The following is a 24,589-nucleotide window of genomic DNA, read 5'->3' as shown; positions in this document are numbered from 1 at the left end:
TCTGGCTAGGTTTCAATAAAAATTCAATATTTTTTACAAAATCGTCATTTTTGCTATAAATAAATGCACAAAAAGCTTTCATGTTCGTTATTTCTGACATAGCATGCAAAATATCAATCGCTCACAAAAACAACTAATACTGAATCAGGGTAGATGATATGACAGATATTCAGAATCACAACGAAAGCGAAGCTCAGTCTCTGGAACATTACTGGATGCCTTTCACGGCAAACAGACAGTTTAAAGCTAATCCCCGAATGCTCGCCGAAGCCGATGGTATGTATTACAAAGATACCTCGGGTCGAGCCATTCTCGATGGTACCGCTGGTTTATGGTGCTGCAATGCAGGCCATGGCCGCAAGGAGATCTCCGAAGCGGTAAGTCATCAGATTAAACAGATGGATTACGCCCCTTCATTTCAGATGGGTCATCCGCTGGCATTCGAGCTCGCCGAGCGCCTGGCTCAGATGAGTCCCCAGGGCCTGAACAAGGTATTCTTCACCAACTCTGGCTCAGAGTCCGTCGACAGTGCCCTCAAGATAGCCATCAACTATCACAGAGCCAATGGGGAGCCTACTCGTACTCGCTTTATTGGCCGTGAACTTGGCTATCATGGCGTAGGTTTCGGCGGTATTTCGGTGGGCGGCATAGGCGGCAATCGCAAGGCGTTTAGCCAGCAGCTACTGCCCGGTGTCGACCATCTCCCCCATACTTTAGATATTCAGGGCAATGCCTTTACCCGTGGCATGCCCACAACGGGCGCAGAAAAAGCCGATGTGCTCGAGCAGTTAGTCGCGCTTCATGGGGCAGAAAATATTGCTGCCGTGATTGTCGAGCCTATGTCAGGCTCGGCCGGCGTCATCTTGCCACCGCAAGGTTACCTTAAGCGTCTGCGCGAAATCACTCAGAAACATGGCATCTTGCTGATCTTCGATGAGGTGATCACAGCCTTTGGCCGTGTGGGCGATGCCTTTGCCAGCCAACGTTGGGGGGTGACTCCGGATCTTATCACCACAGCCAAGGCACTCAATAATGGCGCGATCCCTATGGGAGCCGTGCTTATTGATGACAAAATTTATGATGCCTGCATGCAGGGTCCCGATGGGATTGAGCTCTTCCATGGATACACTTATTCGGGTCACCCGGTTGCGGCCGCTGCTGCACTGGCGACCCTGAATATCTATGAAAATGACAAGCTGTTTGAACGCAGCAGAGAGCTCGAAGGCTATTTCGAAGATGCCATGCATAGCTTAAAGGATCTGCCAAACGTCATAGATATCCGCAATATAGGTCTGGTCGGTGCGATTCAGTTCTCCCCCAGTAATCAGGGCGTAGGCAAACGAGGCTTCGATGTTTTCGAGCGCTGTTTTGCCAACGGCACTCTGGTGAGAGCCACCGCGGATATTATCGCCATCTCCCCTCCATTGATTATCGATAAGCAAGAGATAGATCAGATAGTCAACACCTTAGCCGATGCCATTCGGGCGACCGATTAACAGGCTTATTGAGCTAAACACTTAACCCAGCAAGTAACAGATGACATATGCCTCCGGCCGCGCCGGGGGCTCTATTAATAGGATCGAATCTATGCAAGAGATCAATCATTACATCAACGGCAGACACACAGCACCGAGTCAGCGCACCAGTTCAGTATTTGAACCCGCTACGGGGGAGCACAGGGCCACAGTATCCTTAGCCAGTGCCGCCGAAGTCGACGGCGCTATCGAGCTAGCCAAAAAAGCCCATAAGACCTGGTCTCAAGTGTCTCCACTCAACCGCGCCCGTGTACTGTTTAAATTCAAGGCGCTAGTAGAAGCCAATATGAACGAGATGGCCGAGCTTATTACCCGTGAGCATGGCAAGGTCATCGATGATGCTAAGGGTGAGATCATCCGCGGTCTGGAAGTCGTCGAGTTCGCCTGTGGTATTCCGCACCTGCTAAAAGGTGAGCATACCGAGCAGGTTGGTGGTGGTGTCGATGCCTGGACAGTCAATCAGTCCCTAGGTGTGGTCGCCGGGATTGCGCCATTTAATTTTCCCATCATGGTCCCTATGTGGATGTTCCCTATCGCGATTGCAGCGGGTAACACCTTTATCATGAAGCCATCGGAGAAAGATCCAAGCTCGGTGATGCGTATCGCCGAGCTACTCACCGAAGCGGGACTTCCTGACGGTGTCTTCAATGTCGTCAACGGCGACAAGGAAGCTGTCGATACCCTGTTGAGCCACAAAGATATTCAGGCCGTGAGTTTTGTCGGCTCGACCCCAATCGCCGAATATATCTATGAGACAGCATCGAAACATGGCAAGCGAGTGCAGGCCTTGGGCGGCGCGAAGAACCACATGCTCTTGATGCCAGATGCAGATATGGACCAGGCCGTCAGCTCCTTGATGGGGGCGGCATTTGGCTCGGCTGGAGAACGCTGCATGGCGATATCTGTCGTTCTGGCCGTGGGTGATTCGGGTGATGCCTTAGTCGAGAAGCTGCTACCTCAGATAAAGGCGCTCAGGATAGGTAATGGAGTCACGCCGGAAATGGATATGGGGCCGCTCATCTCGGCTCAACATCTTGCGAAGGTGAAAGGTTACGTGGATGCGGGGGTTGCCGAAGGCGCCACCTTACTTGCCGATGGCCGCGACTTAAGTGTGACCGACCATGAACAAGGATTCTTCCTCGGAGGCTGTCTGTTCGACAATGTCACCCCTGATATGACCATCTACAAGGAAGAGATCTTCGGTCCTGTATTAGCCATCGTCAGAGTAAAAGATTATGCCGAAGCACTCGCGCTTATCAATGAACATGAATTCGGCAATGGCACGGCCATCTTCACCCAGAGCGGTGAAGCGGCCAGACACTTCTGTCATCACGTCCAGGTGGGCATGGTCGGCGTTAACGTGCCAATTCCTGTGCCTATGGCATTCCATAGCTTCGGTGGCTGGAAGCGTTCCTTGTTTGGACCGCTACACATGCATGGTCCCGATGGCGTTCGTTTCTACACTAAGCGTAAGGCTATTACCGCCCGTTGGCCCAAGGCGAAAGATGCTAAAGCCGAGTTTGTCATGCCGACAATGAAATAGCACAAATCCAACAAGCGCAGCCTGTCTGCGCTTTACTATTTTTCAGCATTCTTACCAGTATTTTTACCAGATTAGTTAAGCCAATCCTGGAGCTCAGAACGTGAATATCGATGACATTATCAACTTTAATACCAGTACGCCGGACATTGAACGCTATAGCTTAGCCGATGAGAAAGTCTTATCTGGCAAGCCATCCCAGGAACTAAGCAATCACTACTCCAGCCCCTGCGGTCAATTTCATACCGGTGTCTGGCAGGGAGATAAAGGCCGGTGGAAGGTTGAGTACACAGAGCACGAATATTGCGAGATCCTATCAGGAACCAGTGTGATCAGATGTGATGATGGCAAGGAGATGCGAGTAACTGAGGGCGATAGGTTCGTCATTCCTGCGGGCTTTAGTGGCACTTGGGAGGTCATAGATACCTGCAAAAAGGTCTACGTCATCTTCGAACCAAACGAGGGCTAGCACTCGTTCCATTATCCAGGTTAAAAGGCTCGAATAAAAATTAAATAAAATTGAAGCTTAGGTTTCAAAACATAAGCCATGAGGTCTCAGCATTGATGCTGATGTTTGGCAAATAATAGATGCTCTTGTTAAAGACATTTATGTCAATAAAGTAAAATGGAGAAACTACCGTGTATAAAAAATTGAATAATAAACGGATTGCCCAACTTACCGGCCTCACCTTAGCTGCTGCGCTAATCACTCCCCTTGCCCAAGCCGAAGTCACTGGCGAAGTCAGTGTCACTAACGACTATCGCTTTCGCGGTGTATCCCAAACAGCAGGAGACTTCGCCCTTCAAGGGAGTATCGATTACAGTGCCGATAATGGCTTCTTCGCCGGAGTCTGGGGAAGTAACGTTGACGATGAGAGCTATGACTCAGATGTAGAAGTCGACCTTTATGTGGGCTATTGGGGAGCACTCGGAGAAGATGAAGAGTTCGAGTACGATGTCACACTCACTTACTATACCTATCCAGGACAGGATGAGAGCACCAAATATTTAGAGGCCAATGTCGGATTCTATTATGCAGGGTTCCACTTCGCACAATGGTACACCAACGATTACGCCAATGCTGACGTGTCATTGCACTACTCTGAGCTGAACTATTCCTATGAAATTAGTGATAACTGGAGCATAGATGCTCATCTAGGTTACAGCTATGGTGATGGCGCCGATCTCGACTGGGGTGAAGACTATCTTGATTACTCAATCGGAGTCTCGACAGAATTGGCTGGTTTCGGACTATCCCTGGCCTGGCTGGAAACCAACCTAAGTGATGACAACATCATAAAGGATGGTCCATGGCAAAATGATGGCACGGTACTATTCACAGCCAGCTATGGCTTCTAACTATTTATTGATTTATTAGTAAGGAAAAACCGCCATCTTGGCGGTTTTCTATTTAACTTATTCAGTAGAGCGATCCCATAGCGGTTTATCGCATTTACTTATTCAATACATCTAATGTTTCCAGAGATTGGCCCCTACTCACCTGATCACCCAAACGACGCCAGCTGATCCCTAAATCGCTGTGATGCTCTTTGCGTTCGGGAAAGGCATCGGAGAGATTCTCTATGATCTCGGCTTGACGCTCACAAATTTGAGCCCAGCGTTGTGCATTAGATAAAAACATATGACCATCCTTGATTAACTGCTGTCCTGAGAATTAATAGTAGTCCAATAAGGTCATATAACAAGTAAACTTACTTTTATACAAATATAAACTCTCTATACAAAGTGTGCACTACAACACTTTATAAATCTCAGCCACAGGAGTATTGTTATTTATATTAAGTAACGAGATAAATAAGGACAGGATGACGACATGACACCAACAGTATTGAAAGTGCTATTTATTGCAATAGGGATTTTTCTCGCTTATAAGCTCATCTTTAGCGGCAAGAAGGGACTGACACTCTTCGAGATGCACTTTAAAGATGGAAGACTTAAATCTCACAAGGGCAAGATCCCGGAGAAGTTTCAGAAAGACTGCCGAGCCTTGGCCAAATCCGAGAAGCTCACCTGCACCGTCAGATGTGAAAAGCTATCGGGTGCGATAAGACTGCATATTTCGGCCAATGTGAACGACGCCATCACACAGAGAATTAGAAACCTGTTTCCCTTCGAATACTATGATAAGAAAAGGGTCGATAATAGCCGCCAGGCGGGTTAATAAACCCTAGGACAGATCCTATTAGGATCTGTCTACCAGCTTCACCCTTCTCGGCTAATCGCGCTCCATCCTGCCGTCTCTTCTGGCATCCTCAATCATACGTTCATTATTTTCGATCATAGGATCTTGCATCGCTTCCACAGCATCTTGCTTCGCACCGTCTTCGCTGTCGAGATCGAAATCAATATTGGTTGCGCAGGCTGAAATACCCAACATGGCCGTGATAATAAGTACTCGTTTCATTAGATTAACTCTCTTTATTAAGCTTTGGCTTATCTGTGTCTGAACCGGCATTACGCTCGGCTATCTTCTCCATGCCCCATACGAGTAGTATGCCTGCAATCAAGGCAGCTACGGCCCAGGAAATGTGCGCTGCTTGCCCGGTGACTTGTTCGAAATGCATAGGTGAAAGGTTCTGCTCCAACAGAGGAACCTGTTCACCGGCAGAGTTTTCACGCCAGGAGATCACCTCTTTCCAAGGCCAGATCTTCCCCAGAGTTCCCAACATCAAGCCCGTTAAGAAGATGAGAGTCGCATCGTGAAACTTGCGAAGCAGTGCCGACAGAAGATGGCTGAATGTCAGCAGTCCGAAAATACATCCAGTGGCAAAGACGGCAAGCACGGCGATGTCGAAATTTTTTGCCGCGGCGAGTACGGGTGGATACAAGCCTAATAACAACAAGATGAAGCTGCCCGAAATCCCTGGAAGTAACATGGCGCAGATGGCGATACTGCCACCTATGAATATATTAAGGTAGGTCATCTCCAATGAGATGGGATTGAGCATAGTGATCCCCCAGGCAAACAGCACGCCCAAAGCAAATAACATAATTCGGATCACAGAGAAGCTTTTTACCTGCTTGAGCATATGCACTACCGAGATCAAGATAAGGCCAAAGAAAAAGGACCACACAGGTATCGGATGATTGATCAAAAGATAAGAGATCAACTTAGAGAGACTAAAAATACTGGTTAATATGCCACCGAAGACACACACCAAGAACGGCCCGTTGATATGATTGAATGCGCCTTTGACACCTTGCTCCCTCACAACCTTGATTAAACTTGGGTTGATACGGCGAATGCTGTCTAACAAGGTATCAAGAATACCTGTGATAAAAGCAATGGTTCCACCGGAAACGCCGGGGACCACATCGGCAGCGCCCATCGCCATGCCTTTTAGGTAGGTAAGCAGGTATTTCAATTTTCAGCCTTATTTTAGTTAAATGGTACAAAATTTTTCTGCAGGGGGATTATACGGTTCATGATCCGCTAAAGGGAAATGAACTTTGTTTCATTTAGGCTAAATTGGCTCGCTGAGGCTAAATTAGTCTCCGAAAAGACCACTATCCTTGGACCAAACCGGTATTGACCAAAAATCAGCTTGTTAGTTTTTTGTTATCCATATAATCTAAACTCATCCGACCAGGGGCCAAAGCTCCAGTACCCTATAACAATAAGGCCAGATAAAGATGACACAGCAAAGACCCACTAAGGTGATGGCACTCTACAACAAGGTCACCCGATTCCCCTTCGGCAACAAGATATTCTCAGTCATGGTGTCTAGAATGGCCCCCTACTTCGGTACCATCAAGCCTCTGATCACTAACCTCAGGCCCCATTACTGTGAATGCTTCATCAAGAAACGTAATGCCGTGCATAATCATATTAAGACCGTCCATGTCATCGCCATCTGTAATGGGCTAGAGATGGCGATGGGCGTGATGGCTGAAGCATCGATTCCTCATCACTTAAGGTGGATACCTAAAGGCATGAGCCTAGACTACACGGCTAAGGCAGGTAGTGACATCCGCTGTGTCGCGGAGGTAAAGCCCGAGCAGTGGGTCGAGGGAGACCTGCTGGTTCCGGTTACCGCCTATGATGAAAACGACATCATAGTCGTCCAGGGCCACATTAAACTTTGGATCTCGGCTAAACCACCAAAATAGTTCTAATCCCCTTATGACTCTTCAAAATGAGTAACGAGTTTAGTGATCACTCTTAAAGTGATTGCTAGCTCCTGCTCGGTAATATCTTGCAGTGCCGCTTCACTCCACTGAGGGAGAAGCCCGCCGAGTTGCTCAAACATATGTGTCCCTTTCGATGTGCATGCGATCAATTTTGCCGTCTTATGATGCGGGTTGTCATCGAAGCTGACTATGCCTAGCTTGTCTAGTTCATTAGCGATACGTTGCACACTCTGGCGCGTCTGCCCCATGATCCGCGCAATTTGAGAAGCTGTCTGCGGACCATGCTCTATCGCCCCCAGCACTTTCCAACGAGCACTGGTTAGCCCCACAGGGTGACTCAGCATGTCCCCTTCGTTGATCAATAAACCATTGAGTCTAAATATACTCAGTACCAATTGAGTAAAACCTTCATCTTCTGCCATCGGCTCCCCCTGATTTTTAGTAAACACATCGGCTCATCTGAACACTTAAGTTCACTCGATTTGAGCCATCTCATCACTATAGCAAAACACGGCAACAACGACAACACACTGTCAAACTTGACAGTGTGTTGTCGCATGCGGTAGGATTCAAATATTGACAACGCACTGTCAAATAACAACACCCACACAGGACAACACCATGAAACTTAAAATCCATCTTATCGCTGCTATTTTAGCTAGTCTGTGTATCGCAACTTTCTTTAGTGCCAGCCTGTTGAGTGAACTCTTTGCCAGCCAAGCTTTTATCGCTCAGATAAAAGCGAGTATTCTTTTTCCTGGGCTATTTATATTGATCCCGGCTATGGCACTCACAGGAATAACCGGCAGCCTACTGGCTAAAGGGAATAAAAATAAGCTGGTAAGACAGAAACAGCTAAGGATGAAAATCGCCGCAGCCAACGGACTCGTCATATTACTTCCCGCCGCCATAATACTGAACAGTTGGGCCCAGGCGGGACAATTTGATACTCAGTTCTATATTGTACAAGCCATTGAGCTTATTGCCGGCGCATGTAATCTGGTTCTGCTGGGCAAAAATGCCATTGCGGGTCGAAAATTGTCGCGAAAAACAGGCAGATCATTGAATGCTAAACAAAACGTTTAAAGCTTGATTCACACCACAGAATCATAATGATTAAACAAGTATTCTTTATGCATATTAACGACTTTATCTAGTGGGAAAGTATCTCCATGGAAAAACATGATTATTTCGTTATCGCCCGCGCTATCCATGTCTTAGGAGTTGTATTATGGATAGGTGGCGTAGCATTTGTCACCACTGTCCTTATCCCGGCCGTGAAACAACTCGCCTCCCCCGAAGAGCGACTCCAGCTATTTGAACAGTTGGAGAGTAAGTTTTCATTTCAGGCCAAGTTTGTCACCTTAGCCACAGGCATCTCCGGTTATGTGATGCTGGATATCATCAATGGCTGGGATCGTTATCTGCACCCACAATTTTGGTGGATGCACCTGATGACTCTCGTCTGGGCACTCTTCACCTTAGTGCTATTTGTGCTGGAACCCCTCTTCCTCCACAGATGGTTCCATGAGAGGGCGGCGCAAGATAGCGAGAAGACTTTTGCGTTAGTCCATAAGATGCACATCTTCCTCTTGTCCTTAAGTTTAATCGCTGTGGCGGGTGCGGTGGCGGGGTCTCACGGATATACTTTTTAACTTTAATCGATATGAATTCAATGATGAAGAACCTGAGTTCTACGAGCTAGAAATAGCGTATTTCTGCTACACTCACTCTCTTTTCATATAGCTCTCAATGACAGAAAGTCCATGACCCGAAAAAAACAAACAGGCGGTACTAAGATTATCGCCCTATCCTTCCTAGTGCTTGTTGCTGCTAGTGTCTTTTTTGAAAGGCTTCCACTGGCCGTATTCGTCATCTACCTTGTCTGCAGTGTCATTACCTTCGCTGCCTATGCCAGAGACAAGTCTGCCGCACGAGATGGACGGTGGCGAATCAAGGAGAGCACCTTGCAACTACTGGCCCTCTGCGGCGGTTGGCCTGGGGCTATCATAGCTCAGCAAAGCTTGAGGCATAAGTCTCAGAAATTAAGCTTTAGAATAAGGCTGTGGTGCATGATAGCGCTAAACAGTGCAGGCTTTATTTGGCTTATGTCCCCACAAGGACAAGCATTGATCCCAATATTTTAGATGGTAAAGTTTTAAAAAAATGCATTTTAGAAACTATCTTTTATAAAAAAGAAAGGCGCCCGAGGCGCCTTTACGTAATCACTCTCAATATTACTGAAAGTAATTAATTCACCGTGACATTGGCCGTACCGGACACACCATCGAAAGTTGCCGTAAGCACAGCAGAGCCAACTTGGTGGCCGCTGATTATATCTTCTCGCCCCGTAGCTACATCGGAATCGCTACTAGTCCAGTCCACATAATCAGCATAATTCATTGAAGTTCCATCGGCAAAGGTCACCCATACTTCAACTGTCTTATAACTTCCAGCAGATAAACTCATATCAGCAGGTTTAACCTCAACTGAGACGGTATAGTTATCCTCTACTGATAATAAACGAGAGTCACTCTTATCTTGATATGTCGCACTTATCGTCGCCGACGCACCTACAGTCAAGCCTACCCCTTCCCCAGGAATTGAGTTAAACATCTCGACATTCTGTGGATTATCACTCTTCCAACTCGCATCTAAAGTTACATCGACACTAGTATTATCAGAAAAATAGCCAGTAGCAGTGAACTGAACAGGTGCTTGAGCGTAAACGACATCTATTTTAGGTGTGATTTCGATCCACTCGAGTACTGCGGGGGTTACAGTTGTCGTAACCGTACTACTCGACTTTTCGTACTCAGCCGTGATTTGACTACTGCCTATCTCATTAGCAGTACCTGTGCCACCATCAAAGCCGGTTGTGACCATATGGATCACATCAGGCTCACTCGAAGACCAAGTCGCCTTGTCGGTCACATCGATTTCTGACAAGTTAAACATAGTCGCCGTAGCCGTATAGCGTCCCTTAGTGCCTAGTGGAACCTCTAAATTATTGGGTGTGACCTTTATACTGGTAACTTCACTGTCGAGGACAATTAGCCGCCCCTCACCGCGAAATTCCTGATAATCAGCATAAACAGCAGAGTTGCCTACCTTAATCCCAGTGACTAGTCCTGTGCCATTGATAGATATTATTGAGTGATTAGCCACAGACCAAACGCTCTGATTTGTGACATCTTTCCGAATAATACTCCCACCACTGTCCATGTAAGCCGCTAGTGCTTGCATCTGAAGAGTATCATTAACAATCACATGATCGTTGGCAGGTTCAACATCAACCCCCAGATACTCGAGATAGGTTACCACGACTTCGGCGTTACCAGTCTCACCTATCCACTCCGCGGTCACACCAGTGCTTCCATGGACATCACCAGTCACCAAACCTGCAGTTGAACCTGTAGGATTAACATGAGCTACATCCCCATTGACAACTGTCCAGGTTGAATCTTTAGTCACATCACTAATGTAGCCATCACTAAAGATGGCAGACGCTTTATATTGCTGAACCTCATTGATATTCACCTTAGCCGTAGCAGGTGTGACCTGAATCTCTACCAGTACTGACTCACCGACATAGAGGTTAGTTTCAGCAGCTAAGCCTTTATATGTGGCCTTAATGACAGTTTTACCGCCTGTAGTGGTTTGCGCCAATCCATCCATGTCTATGGTCGCCGCATCCAGATTCGAGCTCTGCCAGCTAGACTCTAAGGTCACCTCTTTACTGGTGCCATCGGAAAAACGAGCAAACGATTGATAGGCTTGACTCAAGCCTAAGGGCACCGTCTTATTCTCAGGAGAGATAGTCAGCTCAATGGCTTCTGCGGCGGTCACTTCGACATTGGCCGTTGCACTCATGCCGTTAAATTGCGCCTTAACTTGGGTGCTTCCCACCTCAAGTGCACTGGCAAAACCGCCGTTCAGTCTACCAGTGCCGATATGAACGATATCATTATCTGTGCTTGTCCAACTGGCGACTTTAGTGATGTCTTCCGAGTGATTATCGGTATAAAAAGCCCAAGCTTCAAATTGTCCCTCAGTCCCGGCTGGTACTTTGACATTGGCCGGTGTCACTTGAATAAAGCTTAACTCGGCATCGATTACCGTTAACTTTGCAGTAGCGGTAAAGCCAATATACCTCGCCGTCACTGTCACTTCGCCAGGGCTATAACTGGTTGCAACTCCCTTCCTATCAAGCGTGGCAATACTAGCCTCAGAGCTCTGCCAATAAGAAGTTTTCGTTAAATCCTTACTAGTACCATCGGAGAAGATACCAGTAGCCTCAAAGTCTTGTTCTAAGCCTGCAGCGACGGTCGCTATCACAGGACTCATAACAAACTTCTCTAATATCACGTCGGTAACTGATACATCGACCGAATCAGCTTGCGTCTCAAATCTGGCTTGAACTTGAGTTCCCCCGACCCCAATCGCCTCGGCAAAACCTCCCTTACTGCCGGTAGCAGTGATATTCACTATCGAACCATTGACGGCGATCCAGCTCGCCAACTGAGTGACGTCACTGCTATGACCATCTGAGTAGAATGCCGTGGCAACATACTGGCCACTGGTGCCTAATGGTACAGATTCATTCGCCGGAGTCACTTGTAACCTAGTCAGGCTTGCATCTGTCACATCGAGCGCCGCAGTTGCGCTAAACCCTATGTAGCTGGCCTGAATCTGAGTTGAGCCGCTAATATATGACTGCGCCAAACCATGGCGATCCACACTGGCCACTGAGCCTTCGCTCGATTGCCAGCTGGACACATTAGTCAGGTTCTGGTTGCTACCATCAGAAAATAGTCCAATAAATTGATATTGCTGGGTGTTACCCGCAGCAATAGATGCTGTGATAGGAGAAAGCGACACTGAATCCAAAATAGCATCTGTGACCACGAAAGCAGAGCTCGATTGCATAGCATCGAAATTCGCAGTGATAGTGGCATTACCTACGCTCAGAGCGTGAGCAGAGCCTGCATCTGTACCTAGAGATACCACCTCAACGATACTCGAGTCACCAGATGACCAAGTCGCTAATTGAGTGACATCACTTGAGTGGCCATCTGAGTAGAAAGCGGTTGCGGTAAGTTGCTGCTTCTGGCCCTTAGGAAGTTGATTCTGCACCGGAGTCACTTGCAGACTTTCAATGACTGCGTCAGTCACTATCAGTTCTGCCTTAACCGACATTCCACGATAGTATGCAATGATCTCGGTCTTCCCAGAGGCAATACTTATCGCTTCTCCCTGTTCTACATGAGCTACATGAGGATCGAATGCCTGCCAATGGGCAGCTTGAGTCAAGTCCTTACTGCTTGAATCAGAGAAGATACCTGTCAGCACATACTCTTGGCTATTGCCCGCGGCTACTGTAGCCGTGATCGGAGAGATGACCAGTTGTTTTAAAACAGCATCGGTAACTGTGGCATTGGTGGTGTCCTTCACGCTTTGACCTTGCTCTGAAATGGGGCTGGTTGCCGAGGGTGTTGCCCCCGCTTTGGAGAATAAGCCTCTATAGCTAGCACTGATACTCGTTTCGCCAATTGCATTGGCATGTGCAAAACCGGCTCTTGGCCCAGAAGTGTTAATTCTGACAAGATTTCGGTCATCAGACAGCCAAGTGGCTTCTTGGGTTACATCTTGGCTATGACCATCGGTGTAATAAGCTGTTGCTTTGTACTGACCTTCAGTTCCAATAGGGTCCTGCAAGTCTTTAGGTGTGACTTGTAAGGAGGTTATGCTGGCATCCGTAACGGTCAAGGTAGTCGACTGAGTCATGCCCATGTAATCGATTGAGATCTCTGTTTCACCAGCGATTAGCGTACTCGCTTTACCGGCCAAGCCGCCGGTTAACCCTATGGTCGCGATATTGGTGTCACCGCTCTGCCAATAACCGAGCAAGGTAATATCATGCACGCTCATATCAGAAAATCGGGCCCGGGCAGAATACCCTACATTGGTGCCAGCTGGAGTTGTGATATCCAGAGGTGAGATCTCTATACTCTCGATAACCGCATCTGTCACCTCGGCGCTTGCTGCGCCAGATACCTCTTGAAATCTAGCCGTAACCACCACATTGCCAGATTCGAGGGCCGTAGCATGGCCTCCCATCTCACCAGACTCGACAATAACGGCAACGGCCTTATCATCTACAGACCAAATCGCATCATGGGTTACATCTAAGGTAGTACCATCCGAATAATAGGCTGTCGCACTATAATTACCTTGAGTGCCTACAGGTTTAACTAGCCTATCCGGACTAACCACAACTTGGGTCACCACACCTTGAGTTATTGTCGCTGCAGTAGTGTCTGAGACATTAACATCGGCAAAATTTAAACTGGCTGACACTTGGGTTTCACCGGCTATCAGGCCATTCAGACGCCCACCTGGATCGATAGTTGCTACGGAAATCGTGTTACTTTGCCAGCTTGACTGTGAAGTCACATCCATGCTCAAGCCATTTTCAAACACTAGATCCGCTCGATATTGCTGACTGCTACCAACTGGGAACGAAATATCTATAGGACTAATAATGAGCTTATCGACAGCCGAGTTGAGCACGATAAGTGAAGCATCTGCATCCATTCCTCCATACTTGGCCATCACTTTAGTCTCACCTGCAACAAGGCCTATCGCAATACCTCTGCTCTGTTCATCACTGGTAATTGAGGCAACGCTTGGCTCTGATACACTCCAATCGGTATAACTCGTCACATCTTGTTTATGAGAATCGGCAAACAGGGCAACGGCTTTAAATACTTGGGTTAATCCCACCAAGGTCTCAGCTTGTCCAGGTTCGATTATCAGTAATGTCAGCGCCGCATCAGTCACATTCAGAATAGCACTGTCGCTAACTTCTGGACCCGCCTGACTCGCGGCTAATATCGCCATGATATTTGTAGTACCAGACGTCTGTGCAACAGCAATCCCTCCCGCTGCTATTTCAGCTATTTCCGGGACACTGCTCGACCAGATAACATCAGAGGTGACATCCTTTCGCGTGCCATCACTATAGAGTGCCGATGCAGAATATTGCTCATCGGTTCCCACCGCTAAGGTACTCAGCTGGGGGACACGGTTAATTCAACCGCAAAAGCCGGACAAGGATCACCTTCACCCCCACATCCGCCAGTAGGGAAACCGTCGTTGTCACCGCCACAGGCCGATAATAGAAAAAGTAGGGAAAATAGAAAAAAGTAGTGCAGAGATTTGACGCTTGTCATCATTATCAATTCCAATCTAAGCTGGTTAGTACATAACGTACGTCCAGAAAACACAAGTGGAGTTATCAATCACTCACATCCTTGTCATGTTAAGTGCAGGTCTCAATTTTCGAGTTAACACCCTTAATAACCAACACCACACCAACTAATCCAATTAAAACTATTGCAACTGCCGAGATGTTGCAACTGATTTACATCAAACTACCACTCACCCATCAAATATAGAAATCAAAGTGAAACACAAGAAAAACAAGGTGCGAGAATTTTTATCTTATTCTCTTAATTATTAACAGCTTAGAGTAAAGTGTATCACAACCTCAATTTAGCTGCACAATAAGCGCTAAATCTGAGTATATCTAAACTCAAAGTTTCTTTACCCAATACCCGCCAATCAGTACCATTGGGTTAATTCAATCAAGAGATCCATTTCATGAAAATGCTTTTAGCCATTGTCGTCATTGCCGGCGTCATTTTTTATTTCTTTACCTCAATGAACAATCAGAAAGTGTCTAAGGAAAATATCGAACTAGGCAAGGCTTTCTTAGCAGAAAATGAGGCCAAAGAAGGTGTGGTCGAGACCTTGTCAGGTCTTCAATATAAAGTATTGAATAAGGGAGATGGCGAAATCCACCCTAAAGCCAGCGATACCGTTACCGTCCATTATCACGGTACATTGCTCGATGGAACAGTATTCGACAGCTCAGTGGAACGCGGTGAACCTATTGCCTTTCCCCTTAATCGTGTGATCAAAGGGTGGACAGAAGGCGTGCAACTTATGGTAACCGGAGAGAAGGTTCGCTTCTTTGTTCCAAGTACCTTGGCCTATGGCAATCGCTCAACGGGTAAGATTTCTGGAGGCTCGGTACTCATTTTCGATGTGGAGCTTATCAGCATAGATTGATCACCTACGCGACCTCTACAAAATGAAAAACGCGCCTCAAAGGCGCGTTTTTCATTTCATTATTCAACATCTAATTAAAGTCAGCTATCAGCTATCTGGCTAGCCAGGCATCTTGCCAGGCTGCACCGACTCCCGGCTCGTATGCCCATGCTGCACCCGCGCACCAAGCTGTATAAGGGAAAGGCTTACACTCATATAGACCACTAGCATTACTGACAATGTCTCCCGCAGCATAAGCATGCCCAGCCTGATAGGGACTTGCTCCATCGGGTGGAATCTCGCCAGCCACCTTAACTAAGACGCTATGAGCCTTAACCGAAGTCGCCCCCGCCTCATCGGTAACCGTGAGCATCACAGAGACACTCTCACTACTACTTGGTATAGGTAGGTTCAACTCAAGGTTCACTAGATTAAGTGCAGGCGCAGTACCGCCCACAGGTAATTGCCATAGATAACTCAAAGCGCCTCCCTCGGGATCATTGGACTGAGCAGCTGAGAGTGAGATAGCAGCGCCGGCCTCCCCCTCTGATGGACCTTGGATCTGAGCCTCTGGCGGCTGATTGACCGGATCTGTAGGCGCTGTCGGAGTGCCTGAGTCATCAATCATAACCTCAGGGAAGAAATGCTGCAGACAACGCACATAATCCCCCTCCTTGAAAGCACTATAGCGAGTCTGGTAACCCACCAGCTTACAGGCGTAACTCTTACCCCCATTTGGATTACCCGGAATATAGGACCAGTCTTGCTCCCAGTATATTTGCATGGCACCGGCACCTTGAGTATCGAAGGGCTTCATATCTTTACAACCCAGTTCCTCATTAGGCTCTATGGGCACCCCCATATACTGCGCCAACGCCTGATAGTATTCGATACGATTCTGGGACTGGGGCTTTTCGCTGCCACTGCCACACTCGATGCCGCCATTGATGATATGAGTGGTGATACCAAACCCGGCTTTCAAACCATTTTGTGCATCTCTGGCATTGGGCTGCCAGGTACCATCGATAACATGCAGCATAGAGGCTTTAGGTGGCTGAGGATAAGTGAAGAAGAACACTGCACTGGCCAAGTTTAACCAGGTATCGGCAACTTGCTGAGGGTTATTGAGCAAGGTACGAACGTCACCAAACATGGCATCCGAAAACGGCCCATAGTTATAGTTATAGGAAAGCTGCTTAGCACCGCGGCCAAAATAACTCTTATAGCTGCCATCAGCAAATGTGCCACAGGGCCACTCCTGTCCTTGCCATGTATCAGGGTTACATTCCATGTTATAGCCGCCGCGCTTAGTCTCATCCCAACCGACCTCGCGCACCCAATACAGACCTTGTCGCCATTGAGGCTCAGTCATCCACTTATCATGGGCGCCTGTCTCCTGGGCGAAATGAGCAAACATGGTCGCCAAGGATTTTCGACAGATGGCAAGACTGTCTCGGCCATCAGAGTATTCACCACATAAGGCTGGAAACTTAGCCGCGGATTGCAACAAGCCAAGATAAGTGTATTCAGGGGCCCGAACGGGAAACAAAAACTCAAATTGCGCTCCACTCAATACAGACTCGAGACGTCTCACATTATCCGGATTATTCGGGTTAGCGACAGAGACAGCTTCAACAGCAGAGTTATCTCGTGTCGCAATGGATGATTTTACCGCTCGCATCAGAGGGAAATCGGTTAATTGTGCCTCCGTGGCATCAATCTCGGTTTGAGTAAAATGTACCGGTTCGACGGCTAGTAGGGGAAATGCCATAACTGAAGTCAGCATAGAGATGGCTAATTGATGATGTTTCATTAGAAGCTCTCTTAGCACCTAAATATAGACACAAGAGCAAGCTAACCAGCACTAGGCTGAATAAGGCTCTTTTAATACTATTATTTGATGCTTAGGTAGATTGAATAGGAAAAGTAGGGGGATCTCTCCCCCTCATGGTGACGAATACTGCTGATTAGTTGGCTGTAACACCAAGATCATTCCAGACATCGGCAACGCCAGGTTCTTCACCTTTAGTCCACCATTTTGCCTGCCAGGTATGTCCATTGTGTGTGGTCTGCTCGCTACCGTTATAGGCCACTCCTGCATTCCATCCCATCTCAACATTACTCTGCAGCGCCCATTGATCTGCCGTCACCGTTGGCTCATTACCTTGAGTCCAGTACTTAGCTTTCCAAACTAAGCAGTTATGGCTTACGGTCTCGCCGCCATTATAGATAGTGCCAGTTTTCCATGCAGGATGATTACCTGCATCGGGATCGCTTGAATCACAGCCGCCAGTTGTAGGCGCCTTCACCGTCAATACAGTCTGAGCCGAGGCGTCCAGTGCACCATCGGATACCAAGACGCTCAAGGTATAAACTGTGTCTTCAGTCACTGCCAGCGCAGTCACAACTAAGGTATCGCTTGATTGCCCGGTCGCAGCTAAGCCCGCAGGGACAGTCCAGCTGTAGGTTAAGCTGTCGCCGTCGGCATCGCTGGCACTTGCTGCAACACTCACCTGCTTATTTGAGTCGACTGATACTGCCCCATCCAGTGATACCTCTGGTGCTCGGTTAGCTTGAGGGGCCATATTAGTGACTGAAGTCGTCGCCGTTGCCGATAAACCTTCAGGGTCTGTGACCGTGAGTGAGAAAGCATAGATAAGGTCGGCATCGGTTGCGTTCAAGCTGCAACTCGCTTGGGCCATATCGGCATTGACTAAGGTTAAAGCCGGGCCTGATGTTTGTGTCCAGGCATAGGTAATAGCTTGTCCTTCTGGGTCTCGTGACAAACCAGCATCGAGCACGATATCGCTCGGGCCAGTGACGCTTTGTGCACTGCCCGCATTCGCGATAGGCGCCTTGTTAACAGGGGGTGTCGTACCTTCGCCATGACCGAGTCCTTCATGCATAGCATTGAGAATGTCACCATTATCTGAGTCAATTTCCCATGCAAACAGACCACCTAGCTGATTCGCCATAACATACTGGCCTTTAGCTGTTACGGAGCGAGCATCATCGAAAGTGATCAAGTCACCGGTAGAAGGCTTGAATACATAAGCAGCCTCGGCAACCTCATCATATTCGTACTGCCATTCGCCAGACATGTATTCATTCACAATTTGACGATAATCGACCACGCCATCTTCCCAGGTTCCCTTAACCTTGCCAGTTGCCGTTCCAGTAAATGGATTACCACCTTGGTATCCAGTTACACCAGTCCAGCCTCGACCATACATGGCGGCACCAACGACAATCTTCTCGGGAGTGACCCCTTGAGCGAGTAGCGCATTCACGCCAATTTGAGTAGTGTTCTTAGTATCTGGCTTCCAGCTCGCGGCATAAAGCGCGGCTTGATGGTTAAGATCTGTGTTTGACCATGCGCCGTAAAAGTCATAGCTCATCAGGAAGATGTTATCCATATACTGCTGAGCTTCTTGATAATCCACCAGGGCAATCTTCTCGGCGCCAGCACTGATAGCAGACGTGAGTTCATAGCTTCTGCCGGTTTGAGCACTCAGTTCATCGAGCATGGCCCTAAGCTCTTTCATCAAGAGCACATAGGTTTGACCATCGGTAGCGGGATCGCCAAGATTTGGATTTGCGCCATTACCACCAGGAAATTCCCAATCGATATCCACACCGTCGAAAAACTTCCAGGTCTGTAAAAACTCTTTCACCGACGCGACGAAACGGTCACGCTTGACCTTGTCGCCCAGAAAGTAGAAAGGATCTGACAGGGTCCAGCCACCGACAGAAGGCAGTATTTTAAGATCTGGCTGAGCTTGTTTCAGCGCCATCAATTGACCGAAATTACCCTTGTATGGGTCAGAGAACTCACTGACTCCGGCTTGCGGCATCTGCACAGCCGCCCAAGGATCGTGTATCGCCACCTTGAAATCTTCACGGCCACTACAGGCGCGTTGCAGAGCCTGGAAACTGCCCTCGATCTCTTTCAAGCTGTCATTGATACCGTCACCACCACAGATGGGGGTAAAGCCATAAAGAATATGAGTGAGATTTTGTGCCGGCATCTTATCGACGGGAAACTTACGACCGTAAACGCCCCACTCGACAAAATAACTGCCCACCACCTTGCCAGACTTGTTGACGTAGGGCTTATTATTTTCCCCAAGCTGAGTCTCTAACGGCAACAGGTGGCTACCATCAGTATCGGCGATTATGATCTCTTTAGCATCACTGAGAGTACAAGCTTCAGCGTTACAAAGCTGAACCTGCATCTGGTAGCGACCACCTTGATTGATACTGAATGTCGCAGATCCTGACGCCGTAGAAGTGCCCGACCAGACCTCTACCCCGTCAAATAACACCTTAGCCGTCTCACCCAACTCACCTGACCACAAGTTCCAGCTAACAGAGACTTCTGCGGCATCTTTAACGGTAACGAGTTGATTGTAAGCGGTGGCAGATTGGTTAACTTCAATAATTGAAAAATTGGTTTCGCCCCAACCTATCGTTGGCTTACCAGGAACAGCTGCATAAGCCGATGAGGCGAGTACGCTAGCCACGACGAGCGCAGCGGATGAGAGTTTAGTGTTAAACATAGGGTGTCCTTATTGTTTTTTATTTTTTATAAAATAATCAATAAGGCAAACAAAGCTGAACAGGATAACAACCTATTCTTAATACCATGGATATAATGGTAGCGACCTTTGCGGTTCTTTGTACCATCACATCACACGAAGAAATTCCTGAAACATCCCCGCGATCATAGGTACCGCGATAGTACTGAGAGAACGACCTTCTCAACACTATCCCCTTAGACCGGAGGCTTTGCGTCCCAACCTTTCGATTGGTTTGCCTTTCATTCAAAATTCGCACATTAAATGACAACGCTGTCATCACTTGTTTAGCATAATCTTAAATTGAACATAAATGCAACACCTAGTTTTACATTATCACAAGCCAATGATTATTAATGGTTTAAATAATCATAAAAGCAATGTTTAGCAAAGTATTCTGAAGATAAATACACTTAGAGAGGAAGATTACACTAAACGGGGTTTGAGGAAGTACTGATTAAATCTGCAAAATACCTTGTAAAAAAGGACTAGAAAGCAGAGCTAATAAAAGCAAGATTTGAGTTAACAAGTCTAATGCAAGGAGATTAAAAATGAAAAAGAGCAGGACTACTCATACCTGCTCTCTACTTTTCTCTTTTAGCAATTCGAAACTTAAAGTACAAGTTTAAAGTTGCAGCTTAAAATCAAGCTTCATATCCAAAAGGATCATCGATGGAATGCATTGGCTTGGTGAACCACACAGCGCCTTCCTTTGTCATATAGAAGTGATCTTCATGACGCACACCAAACTCGCCGGGGACACATAACATGGGCTCATTACTAAAACACATACCCGCAGCCAGAGGCGTCTGGTCATTAAGCACCAGATAAGGCCACTCATGAATGTCTAAGCCGATACCGTGACCGGTTCTATGAGGCAAGCCAGGCACGGCATAGCCTGGACCAAAGCCAGCGGCTTCAAGCACATCACGGGCCGCCCTATCGACACTGGCACAGGGGACACCAATCTTAGCCGCCTCAAATGCCGCAACCTGAGCATCTTGCTCATGCTGCCAAATCTCACGTTGGCGATCACTCGGTTTACCGAACACAAAGGTACGGGTGATGTCTGAGTTATAACCTTGCAGCTGACAACCTGTGTCGATAAGAACCGTGTCGTTTTGCTCAAGCGCTTTAGGCGACTTGACCCCATGAGGATAGGCACTGTCTTCACCAAATAACACGATACAGAAGTAAGAACCAGCAGGAGCACCCACGGCCTTGTGAGCATCATTGATAAAGGCTTCAATTTCACCGACTGTGATGCCTTCTCTCAAGATACGAGCCACCGCTTTATGTACCTCAAGAGTCATGTCCTTAGCACGTTGCAACAAGCTAAGCTCGGTATCAGATTTGATCATGCGACAACTCGCAGTCACAGGCTTAGCATTAACATAATCGAACTGACCATGAGCCAGGCGGACACCATCGAAGATGAAGAAGGCTGCAGACTCATCGATACCAACTTTGCCGCTATTGATGTCCATCTGCTTGAGCACTTCACCGAACAGGGCGTACGGGCTCTCATCTTCATGCCAGGTATTCACCTTACCTTCGATAACCATATAGCCTAAAAGTGTATCGACTTCGAATGCCGGAGCGATATATTCCAACTCGCCGGCGGCAGGAATGATGGCGCCAACCATACGCTCACTGGCATACCAACGAGTACCCGTATAGTAATACAGGTTAGTCCCCGCGTTGATGTAGATAGCTTCGATTCCCTGAGCTTTCATCAGCTCCTGGGCCTTCTCGATACGCGCAGTATATTCACTCTTAGAGACAGGCTTAGTGCCCTTGGTCATATCACTCAGTTTTGCCAACTCTTGCATTGCGGTCGAACCGCCCACACCTAAGGTCATAGGGTTACCCTTTTATATATTTTTCTAAAATTCAAAGCCTGATGCCTTGCCAGATATTATGTCTTATTCGGCTCAATACTTGCCTCTAAGCGAGGCAATAAGCCGATACAGAAAGTAGAGGTACTTTCTAGCATAAAATATACAAAGGGTCAGTAGAAATATTTTCAGAATAAGAAAAAAACTATGCCTTCTGGTCGAGTAACACCTTTAATCCGCGGCAGACTAAGGTTTCCATATCATCGACACGGGCTATTTTCACCTCTGCAAAATGAATGGAGCCGTTAACTAAGTTTCAACGAGCGAAGAAACACTTTTAATGAAAAAACTATGCCTTCTGATCGAGTAACACCTTTAATCCGCGGCAGACTAAGGTTTCCATATCATCGACACGGGCTATTTTTACCTCTGAGAGCGGAGCCGTTAACGCCATATCTTTGAGTGAACTGACACATCCAAGATAGTAATCTGAACTGTTCATCATGCCACCAGCGAGCCAGATGCGATTAGGATTAAACAGGTTTATCGCCCAGGCGATCCCCATGCCCAGGTATCTGCCGGCGCGATTAAGCTCTTGCGCCTTCTTGAGTCCCCGAACGCGAATCGAGTCACCGCTGGCGAGTTGCTCTACGCTAAACTCTCCGGATTCGGTCATCACCCGACAATGGCCCAGCTCACCGGCAAAGCCACTCGCACCGGAGAAGATTTTCCCATTGATAGATATCGCCATCCCGATCCCAGTGCCACACATGATCAATAACTCACAATCATGCTTAGGATTTAAAACAGCCTGCATACCTGCATCTATATCGTTGCTCAACAAGATAGTCTTAGCCTGGGTATGTAAATCTTCTCGTGATAAGCCATTCAAGCGAGGCAGTGACTTACTCGATATCAGCTGATTGTTTTTTACTAAGCCGGGCACTGCGATGGCAAGTCGATAATCCACCAGTCCATAATCGGACTCCAACTCATACAATTGCTTATTCAAGCTCTCGATACCAAAGCCTTCGCCAGTCGGGATCTTATACTGCTCGGTTCTGTCTCCCAGATGCATCTCAAATAATGCCTTAGTGCCACCTATATCGACCGTAATCGTTTGCATCTTTTACTCCACTGAAACTCGTATAACTTGAATTTTTTATGAGCAAAACATTAACACATTTTAACCCGATATGAGACTAGGTTATTCACTCACCTTAGTGCCTAAGAGTTTGCTTTGGTTGAATTTCCACCAAGATATCAAGATCAACTGAATCCCGATAAACGGAATACAGATAATGAGTAACGCTTGCCAGCCAAGTTGATGTATGACCCAACCGGCACTGAGAGAAGCTATAGCCTGGGAGCCAAATACTAAGGTGTCATTAAACGCCTGAACCTTAAAACGCTCATTGGGGCGATAACAACGGGGCAGCAATACCGTTCCGCCCACGAATAGCAGGTTCCAGCCTAAACCTAGCAATACCAGCGCGGCCCAATAGTTGAGCACATCATTGCCCATCAAGGCCGTCACTATGGTCACAAAATAAGCCAGCAAGCCTGTGAGCATCATCTTAGACACCCCCAACTTAGCCACCAGATAACCGGTAAACAGAGACGGTAGATACATGGCGATGATATGGCTCTGAATCACCCATTTAGTGTCGGCTAAGGAGTGATGCTCTATATGATGCATATGCAGAGGCGTTGCCGTCATCACAAAGCTCATCATGGCAAAACCTATCATGGCCCCAGCAATGGCGACCCAAATCTGCTCCTGATTCAATATAGTCTTTAACGGTCTAATGTCTCCCAGGTCCTCAGGACTCACTTGATATGATGCAGAGCTATCCTCTCGATAAAAACAGAGTGTCAATCCTGCGAGCAGACTCACCATGGTCAGAAAAAGGAAAGCCCCGACATAAGGAGTCTCTATTAAATCCCCACCCAACACCGCAAGCTCAGGGCCCAGAAATGCTGCGACCAAGCCGCCTAATAAGACTCTCGATGTGGCCTTAGCGCCCAATTCAGGTGCCACAGACTCCATCGCCGCGAAGCGGTACTGTTGGATAATCGCGCCTGCTGAACCGAGTAGAATACCGCTTAAACAAAAGAGCTCAAAACTGTGCTCTTGAGCCGCATAGGCCGCAACCAATCCAGCTATTCCGGCCAGACCTGACCCACCAACAAACACTTTTTTCCGACCGAATCTGCGCATCAATTGAGTCACGGGCAAGATAGAGATGGCGACACCGACCACCATAGATGCTATAGGCAGAGTCGCTAATATGGGGCTAGGAGCAAGCTCGACGCCTATGATGCCGCCCAGTAACATCATCATAGGTGCGGCGCTCATGGCAAAAGCCTGCGCCAAGGTCAGCACCCATACATTAAAGGGCATTTTCGTTTCCTCTATCGAGTTAATTCCATTAAAGGCTTGTGATAAACCTAAATTTATAAGCTCTAATCTAATTGATTTTTCAACAGATGTAACAAGTATTATGTTTCAAAGTTTACATCTCTTTCCTCTTTGAAGCAGGTAATCCATACACCCACACTTCCCACGGACCACTGCAACTGAGATAATCGGACTTATACCATTCCGAGTAAATATCTGATCATTCAGCGGGAGTTCAAAGCACTGTAGGCAAGGCGGATGTTTGAAGCTAATAGTTATTCTATATCGAGAACATTCAACGTAGCATAAAGGGCTTTGAAACCCGCACTGCGTGAGGCTCTCAGTGTTTCCACTTCTGTGTTGCATTAACTTAAAAGGGAATAACCATTTCCTCATCAATGCGCCTTGAATTGAAAAAACTGAGAGTCTCT

21 protein-coding genes and 1 riboswitch are annotated in these 24,589 nt (G+C 47.4%); of the genes, 10 read left to right on the top strand and 11 right to left on the bottom strand.

Annotated features, from left to right (window positions below; all coding sequences use genetic code 11):
• Nucleotides 1–158: 158 nt before the first annotated feature.
• The 4 genes from FM037_RS05720 (at nt 159) to FM037_RS05705 (ending at nt 4,434) form a co-directional block, all read left to right on the top strand.
• Nucleotides 159–1,496 carry an aspartate aminotransferase family protein gene (locus tag FM037_RS05720; protein WP_144045209.1) on the top strand — a complete coding sequence of 446 codons (1,338 nt, stop codon included), beginning with the start codon at nt 159–161 and terminating at the stop codon, nt 1,494–1,496.
• Nucleotides 1,497–1,587: 91 nt separating this feature from the next.
• Nucleotides 1,588–3,078 carry a CoA-acylating methylmalonate-semialdehyde dehydrogenase gene (locus FM037_RS05715; RefSeq protein WP_144048845.1) on the top strand — a complete coding sequence of 497 codons (1,491 nt, stop codon included), beginning with the start codon at nt 1,588–1,590 and terminating at the stop codon, nt 3,076–3,078.
• Between the two features lie 100 nt (nt 3,079–3,178).
• Nucleotides 3,179–3,544, top strand: coding sequence for a cupin domain-containing protein (locus FM037_RS05710; RefSeq protein WP_144045208.1), 366 nt, complete (start codon nt 3,179–3,181; stop codon nt 3,542–3,544).
• Nucleotides 3,545–3,714: 170 nt separating this feature from the next.
• Nucleotides 3,715–4,434 (top strand): TorF family putative porin, encoded by a 720-nt coding sequence (locus FM037_RS05705; protein WP_144045207.1) that lies wholly within the window; start codon nt 3,715–3,717, stop codon nt 4,432–4,434.
• A 94-nt stretch (nt 4,435–4,528) separates the two neighbouring features.
• On the opposite strand, the gene FM037_RS05700 is transcribed toward FM037_RS05705, so the two are convergent.
• Entirely contained in the window at nt 4,529–4,717 is a 189-nt protein-coding gene (locus FM037_RS05700; RefSeq protein WP_144045206.1) for a hypothetical protein, read from the bottom strand.
• Between the two features lie 192 nt (nt 4,718–4,909).
• Here FM037_RS05700 and FM037_RS05695 point away from each other — a divergent pair, with 192 nt between their 5' ends.
• The gene (locus tag FM037_RS05695; protein WP_144045205.1) at nt 4,910–5,257 is read left to right on the top strand and encodes a DUF3634 family protein; all 348 of its coding nucleotides are present in this window, start codon (nt 4,910–4,912) and stop codon (nt 5,255–5,257) included.
• Between the two features lie 54 nt (nt 5,258–5,311).
• Here FM037_RS05695 and FM037_RS05690 read toward each other — a convergent pair whose 3' ends face one another.
• Both FM037_RS05690 and FM037_RS05685 read right to left on the bottom strand, forming a co-directional pair.
• On the bottom strand, nt 5,312–5,500 hold the full coding sequence (locus FM037_RS05690) for a hypothetical protein (protein ID WP_144045204.1): 189 nt from the start codon (nt 5,498–5,500) through the stop codon (nt 5,312–5,314).
• Between the two features lie 4 nt (nt 5,501–5,504).
• Complete coding sequence (locus tag FM037_RS05685; RefSeq protein ID WP_144045203.1) at nt 5,505–6,461, bottom strand: DUF368 domain-containing protein; 957 nt, start codon at nt 6,459–6,461, stop codon at nt 5,505–5,507.
• A 268-nt stretch (nt 6,462–6,729) separates the two neighbouring features.
• Between FM037_RS05685 and FM037_RS05680 the strand changes: the two genes are divergently transcribed.
• Nucleotides 6,730–7,206, top strand: a complete 477-nt coding sequence (locus FM037_RS05680) for a hotdog fold domain-containing protein (protein WP_144045202.1) — start codon at nt 6,730–6,732, stop codon at nt 7,204–7,206.
• Between the two features lie 11 nt (nt 7,207–7,217).
• Here the strand turns inward: FM037_RS05680 and FM037_RS05675 are convergent, their stop codons facing one another.
• On the bottom strand, nt 7,218–7,676 hold the full coding sequence (locus tag FM037_RS05675) for a MarR family winged helix-turn-helix transcriptional regulator (RefSeq protein WP_229381099.1): 459 nt from the start codon (nt 7,674–7,676) through the stop codon (nt 7,218–7,220).
• 172 nt (nt 7,677–7,848) lie between these two features.
• Here FM037_RS05675 and FM037_RS05670 point away from each other — a divergent pair, with 172 nt between their 5' ends.
• The 3 genes from FM037_RS05670 to FM037_RS05660 all read left to right on the top strand — a co-directional run bounded on the left by FM037_RS05670 (nt 7,849) and on the right by FM037_RS05660 (nt 9,374).
• On the top strand, nt 7,849–8,313 hold the full coding sequence (locus FM037_RS05670; RefSeq protein ID WP_144045201.1) for a hypothetical protein: 465 nt from the start codon (nt 7,849–7,851) through the stop codon (nt 8,311–8,313).
• Nucleotides 8,314–8,399: 86 nt separating this feature from the next.
• Nucleotides 8,400–8,882 carry a hypothetical protein gene (locus FM037_RS05665; RefSeq protein ID WP_144045200.1) on the top strand — a complete coding sequence of 161 codons (483 nt, stop codon included), beginning with the start codon at nt 8,400–8,402 and terminating at the stop codon, nt 8,880–8,882.
• Nucleotides 8,883–8,993: 111 nt separating this feature from the next.
• Nucleotides 8,994–9,374, top strand: coding sequence for a DUF1294 domain-containing protein (locus FM037_RS05660; RefSeq protein ID WP_144045199.1), 381 nt, complete (start codon nt 8,994–8,996; stop codon nt 9,372–9,374).
• Nucleotides 9,375–9,477: 103 nt separating this feature from the next.
• On the opposite strand, the gene FM037_RS05655 is transcribed toward FM037_RS05660, so the two are convergent.
• Nucleotides 9,478–14,289: an Ig-like domain-containing protein gene (locus FM037_RS05655; RefSeq protein ID WP_229381098.1), complete on the bottom strand. Its 4,812-nt coding sequence runs from the start codon at nt 14,287–14,289 to the stop codon at nt 9,478–9,480.
• Between the two features lie 11 nt (nt 14,290–14,300).
• Entirely contained in the window at nt 14,301–14,465 is a 165-nt protein-coding gene (locus FM037_RS29175; RefSeq protein WP_229381097.1) for a hypothetical protein, read from the bottom strand.
• 427 nt (nt 14,466–14,892) lie between these two features.
• On the opposite strand from FM037_RS29175, the gene FM037_RS05650 reads away from it, so the two are divergent.
• The gene (locus FM037_RS05650) at nt 14,893–15,363 is read left to right on the top strand and encodes an FKBP-type peptidyl-prolyl cis-trans isomerase (protein WP_144045198.1); all 471 of its coding nucleotides are present in this window, start codon (nt 14,893–14,895) and stop codon (nt 15,361–15,363) included.
• 91 nt (nt 15,364–15,454) lie between these two features.
• On the opposite strand, the gene FM037_RS05645 is transcribed toward FM037_RS05650, so the two are convergent.
• The 5 genes from FM037_RS05645 to FM037_RS05620 form a co-directional block, all read right to left on the bottom strand.
• On the bottom strand, nt 15,455–17,155 hold the full coding sequence (locus tag FM037_RS05645) for a glycoside hydrolase family 19 protein (protein ID WP_144045197.1): 1,701 nt from the start codon (nt 17,153–17,155) through the stop codon (nt 15,455–15,457).
• Nucleotides 17,156–17,309: 154 nt separating this feature from the next.
• Complete coding sequence (locus FM037_RS05640) at nt 17,310–19,901, bottom strand: glycosyl hydrolase family 18 protein (RefSeq protein WP_144045196.1); 2,592 nt, start codon at nt 19,899–19,901, stop codon at nt 17,310–17,312.
• 148 nt (nt 19,902–20,049) lie between these two features.
• A riboswitch (cyclic di-GMP riboswitch) is annotated at nt 20,050–20,169 on the bottom strand.
• 394 nt (nt 20,170–20,563) lie between these two features.
• Nucleotides 20,564–21,781: a M24 family metallopeptidase gene (locus tag FM037_RS05635; protein ID WP_144045195.1), complete on the bottom strand. Its 1,218-nt coding sequence runs from the start codon at nt 21,779–21,781 to the stop codon at nt 20,564–20,566.
• Between the two features lie 325 nt (nt 21,782–22,106).
• On the bottom strand, nt 22,107–22,883 hold the full coding sequence (locus FM037_RS05625; RefSeq protein WP_144045194.1) for an ROK family protein: 777 nt from the start codon (nt 22,881–22,883) through the stop codon (nt 22,107–22,109).
• 81 nt (nt 22,884–22,964) lie between these two features.
• Complete coding sequence (locus FM037_RS05620) at nt 22,965–24,161, bottom strand: MFS transporter (RefSeq protein ID WP_144045193.1); 1,197 nt, start codon at nt 24,159–24,161, stop codon at nt 22,965–22,967.
• Between the last annotated feature and the right edge of the window lie 428 nt (nt 24,162–24,589).

The organism is Shewanella psychropiezotolerans, assembly GCF_007197555.1.
In the GTDB taxonomy this organism is placed as follows: Bacteria; Pseudomonadota; Gammaproteobacteria; order Enterobacterales; family Shewanellaceae; genus Shewanella; species Shewanella psychropiezotolerans.
The sequence above is the reverse complement of the archived record's forward strand: the minus strand, read 5'-3'. Positions and strand labels throughout refer to the sequence as shown.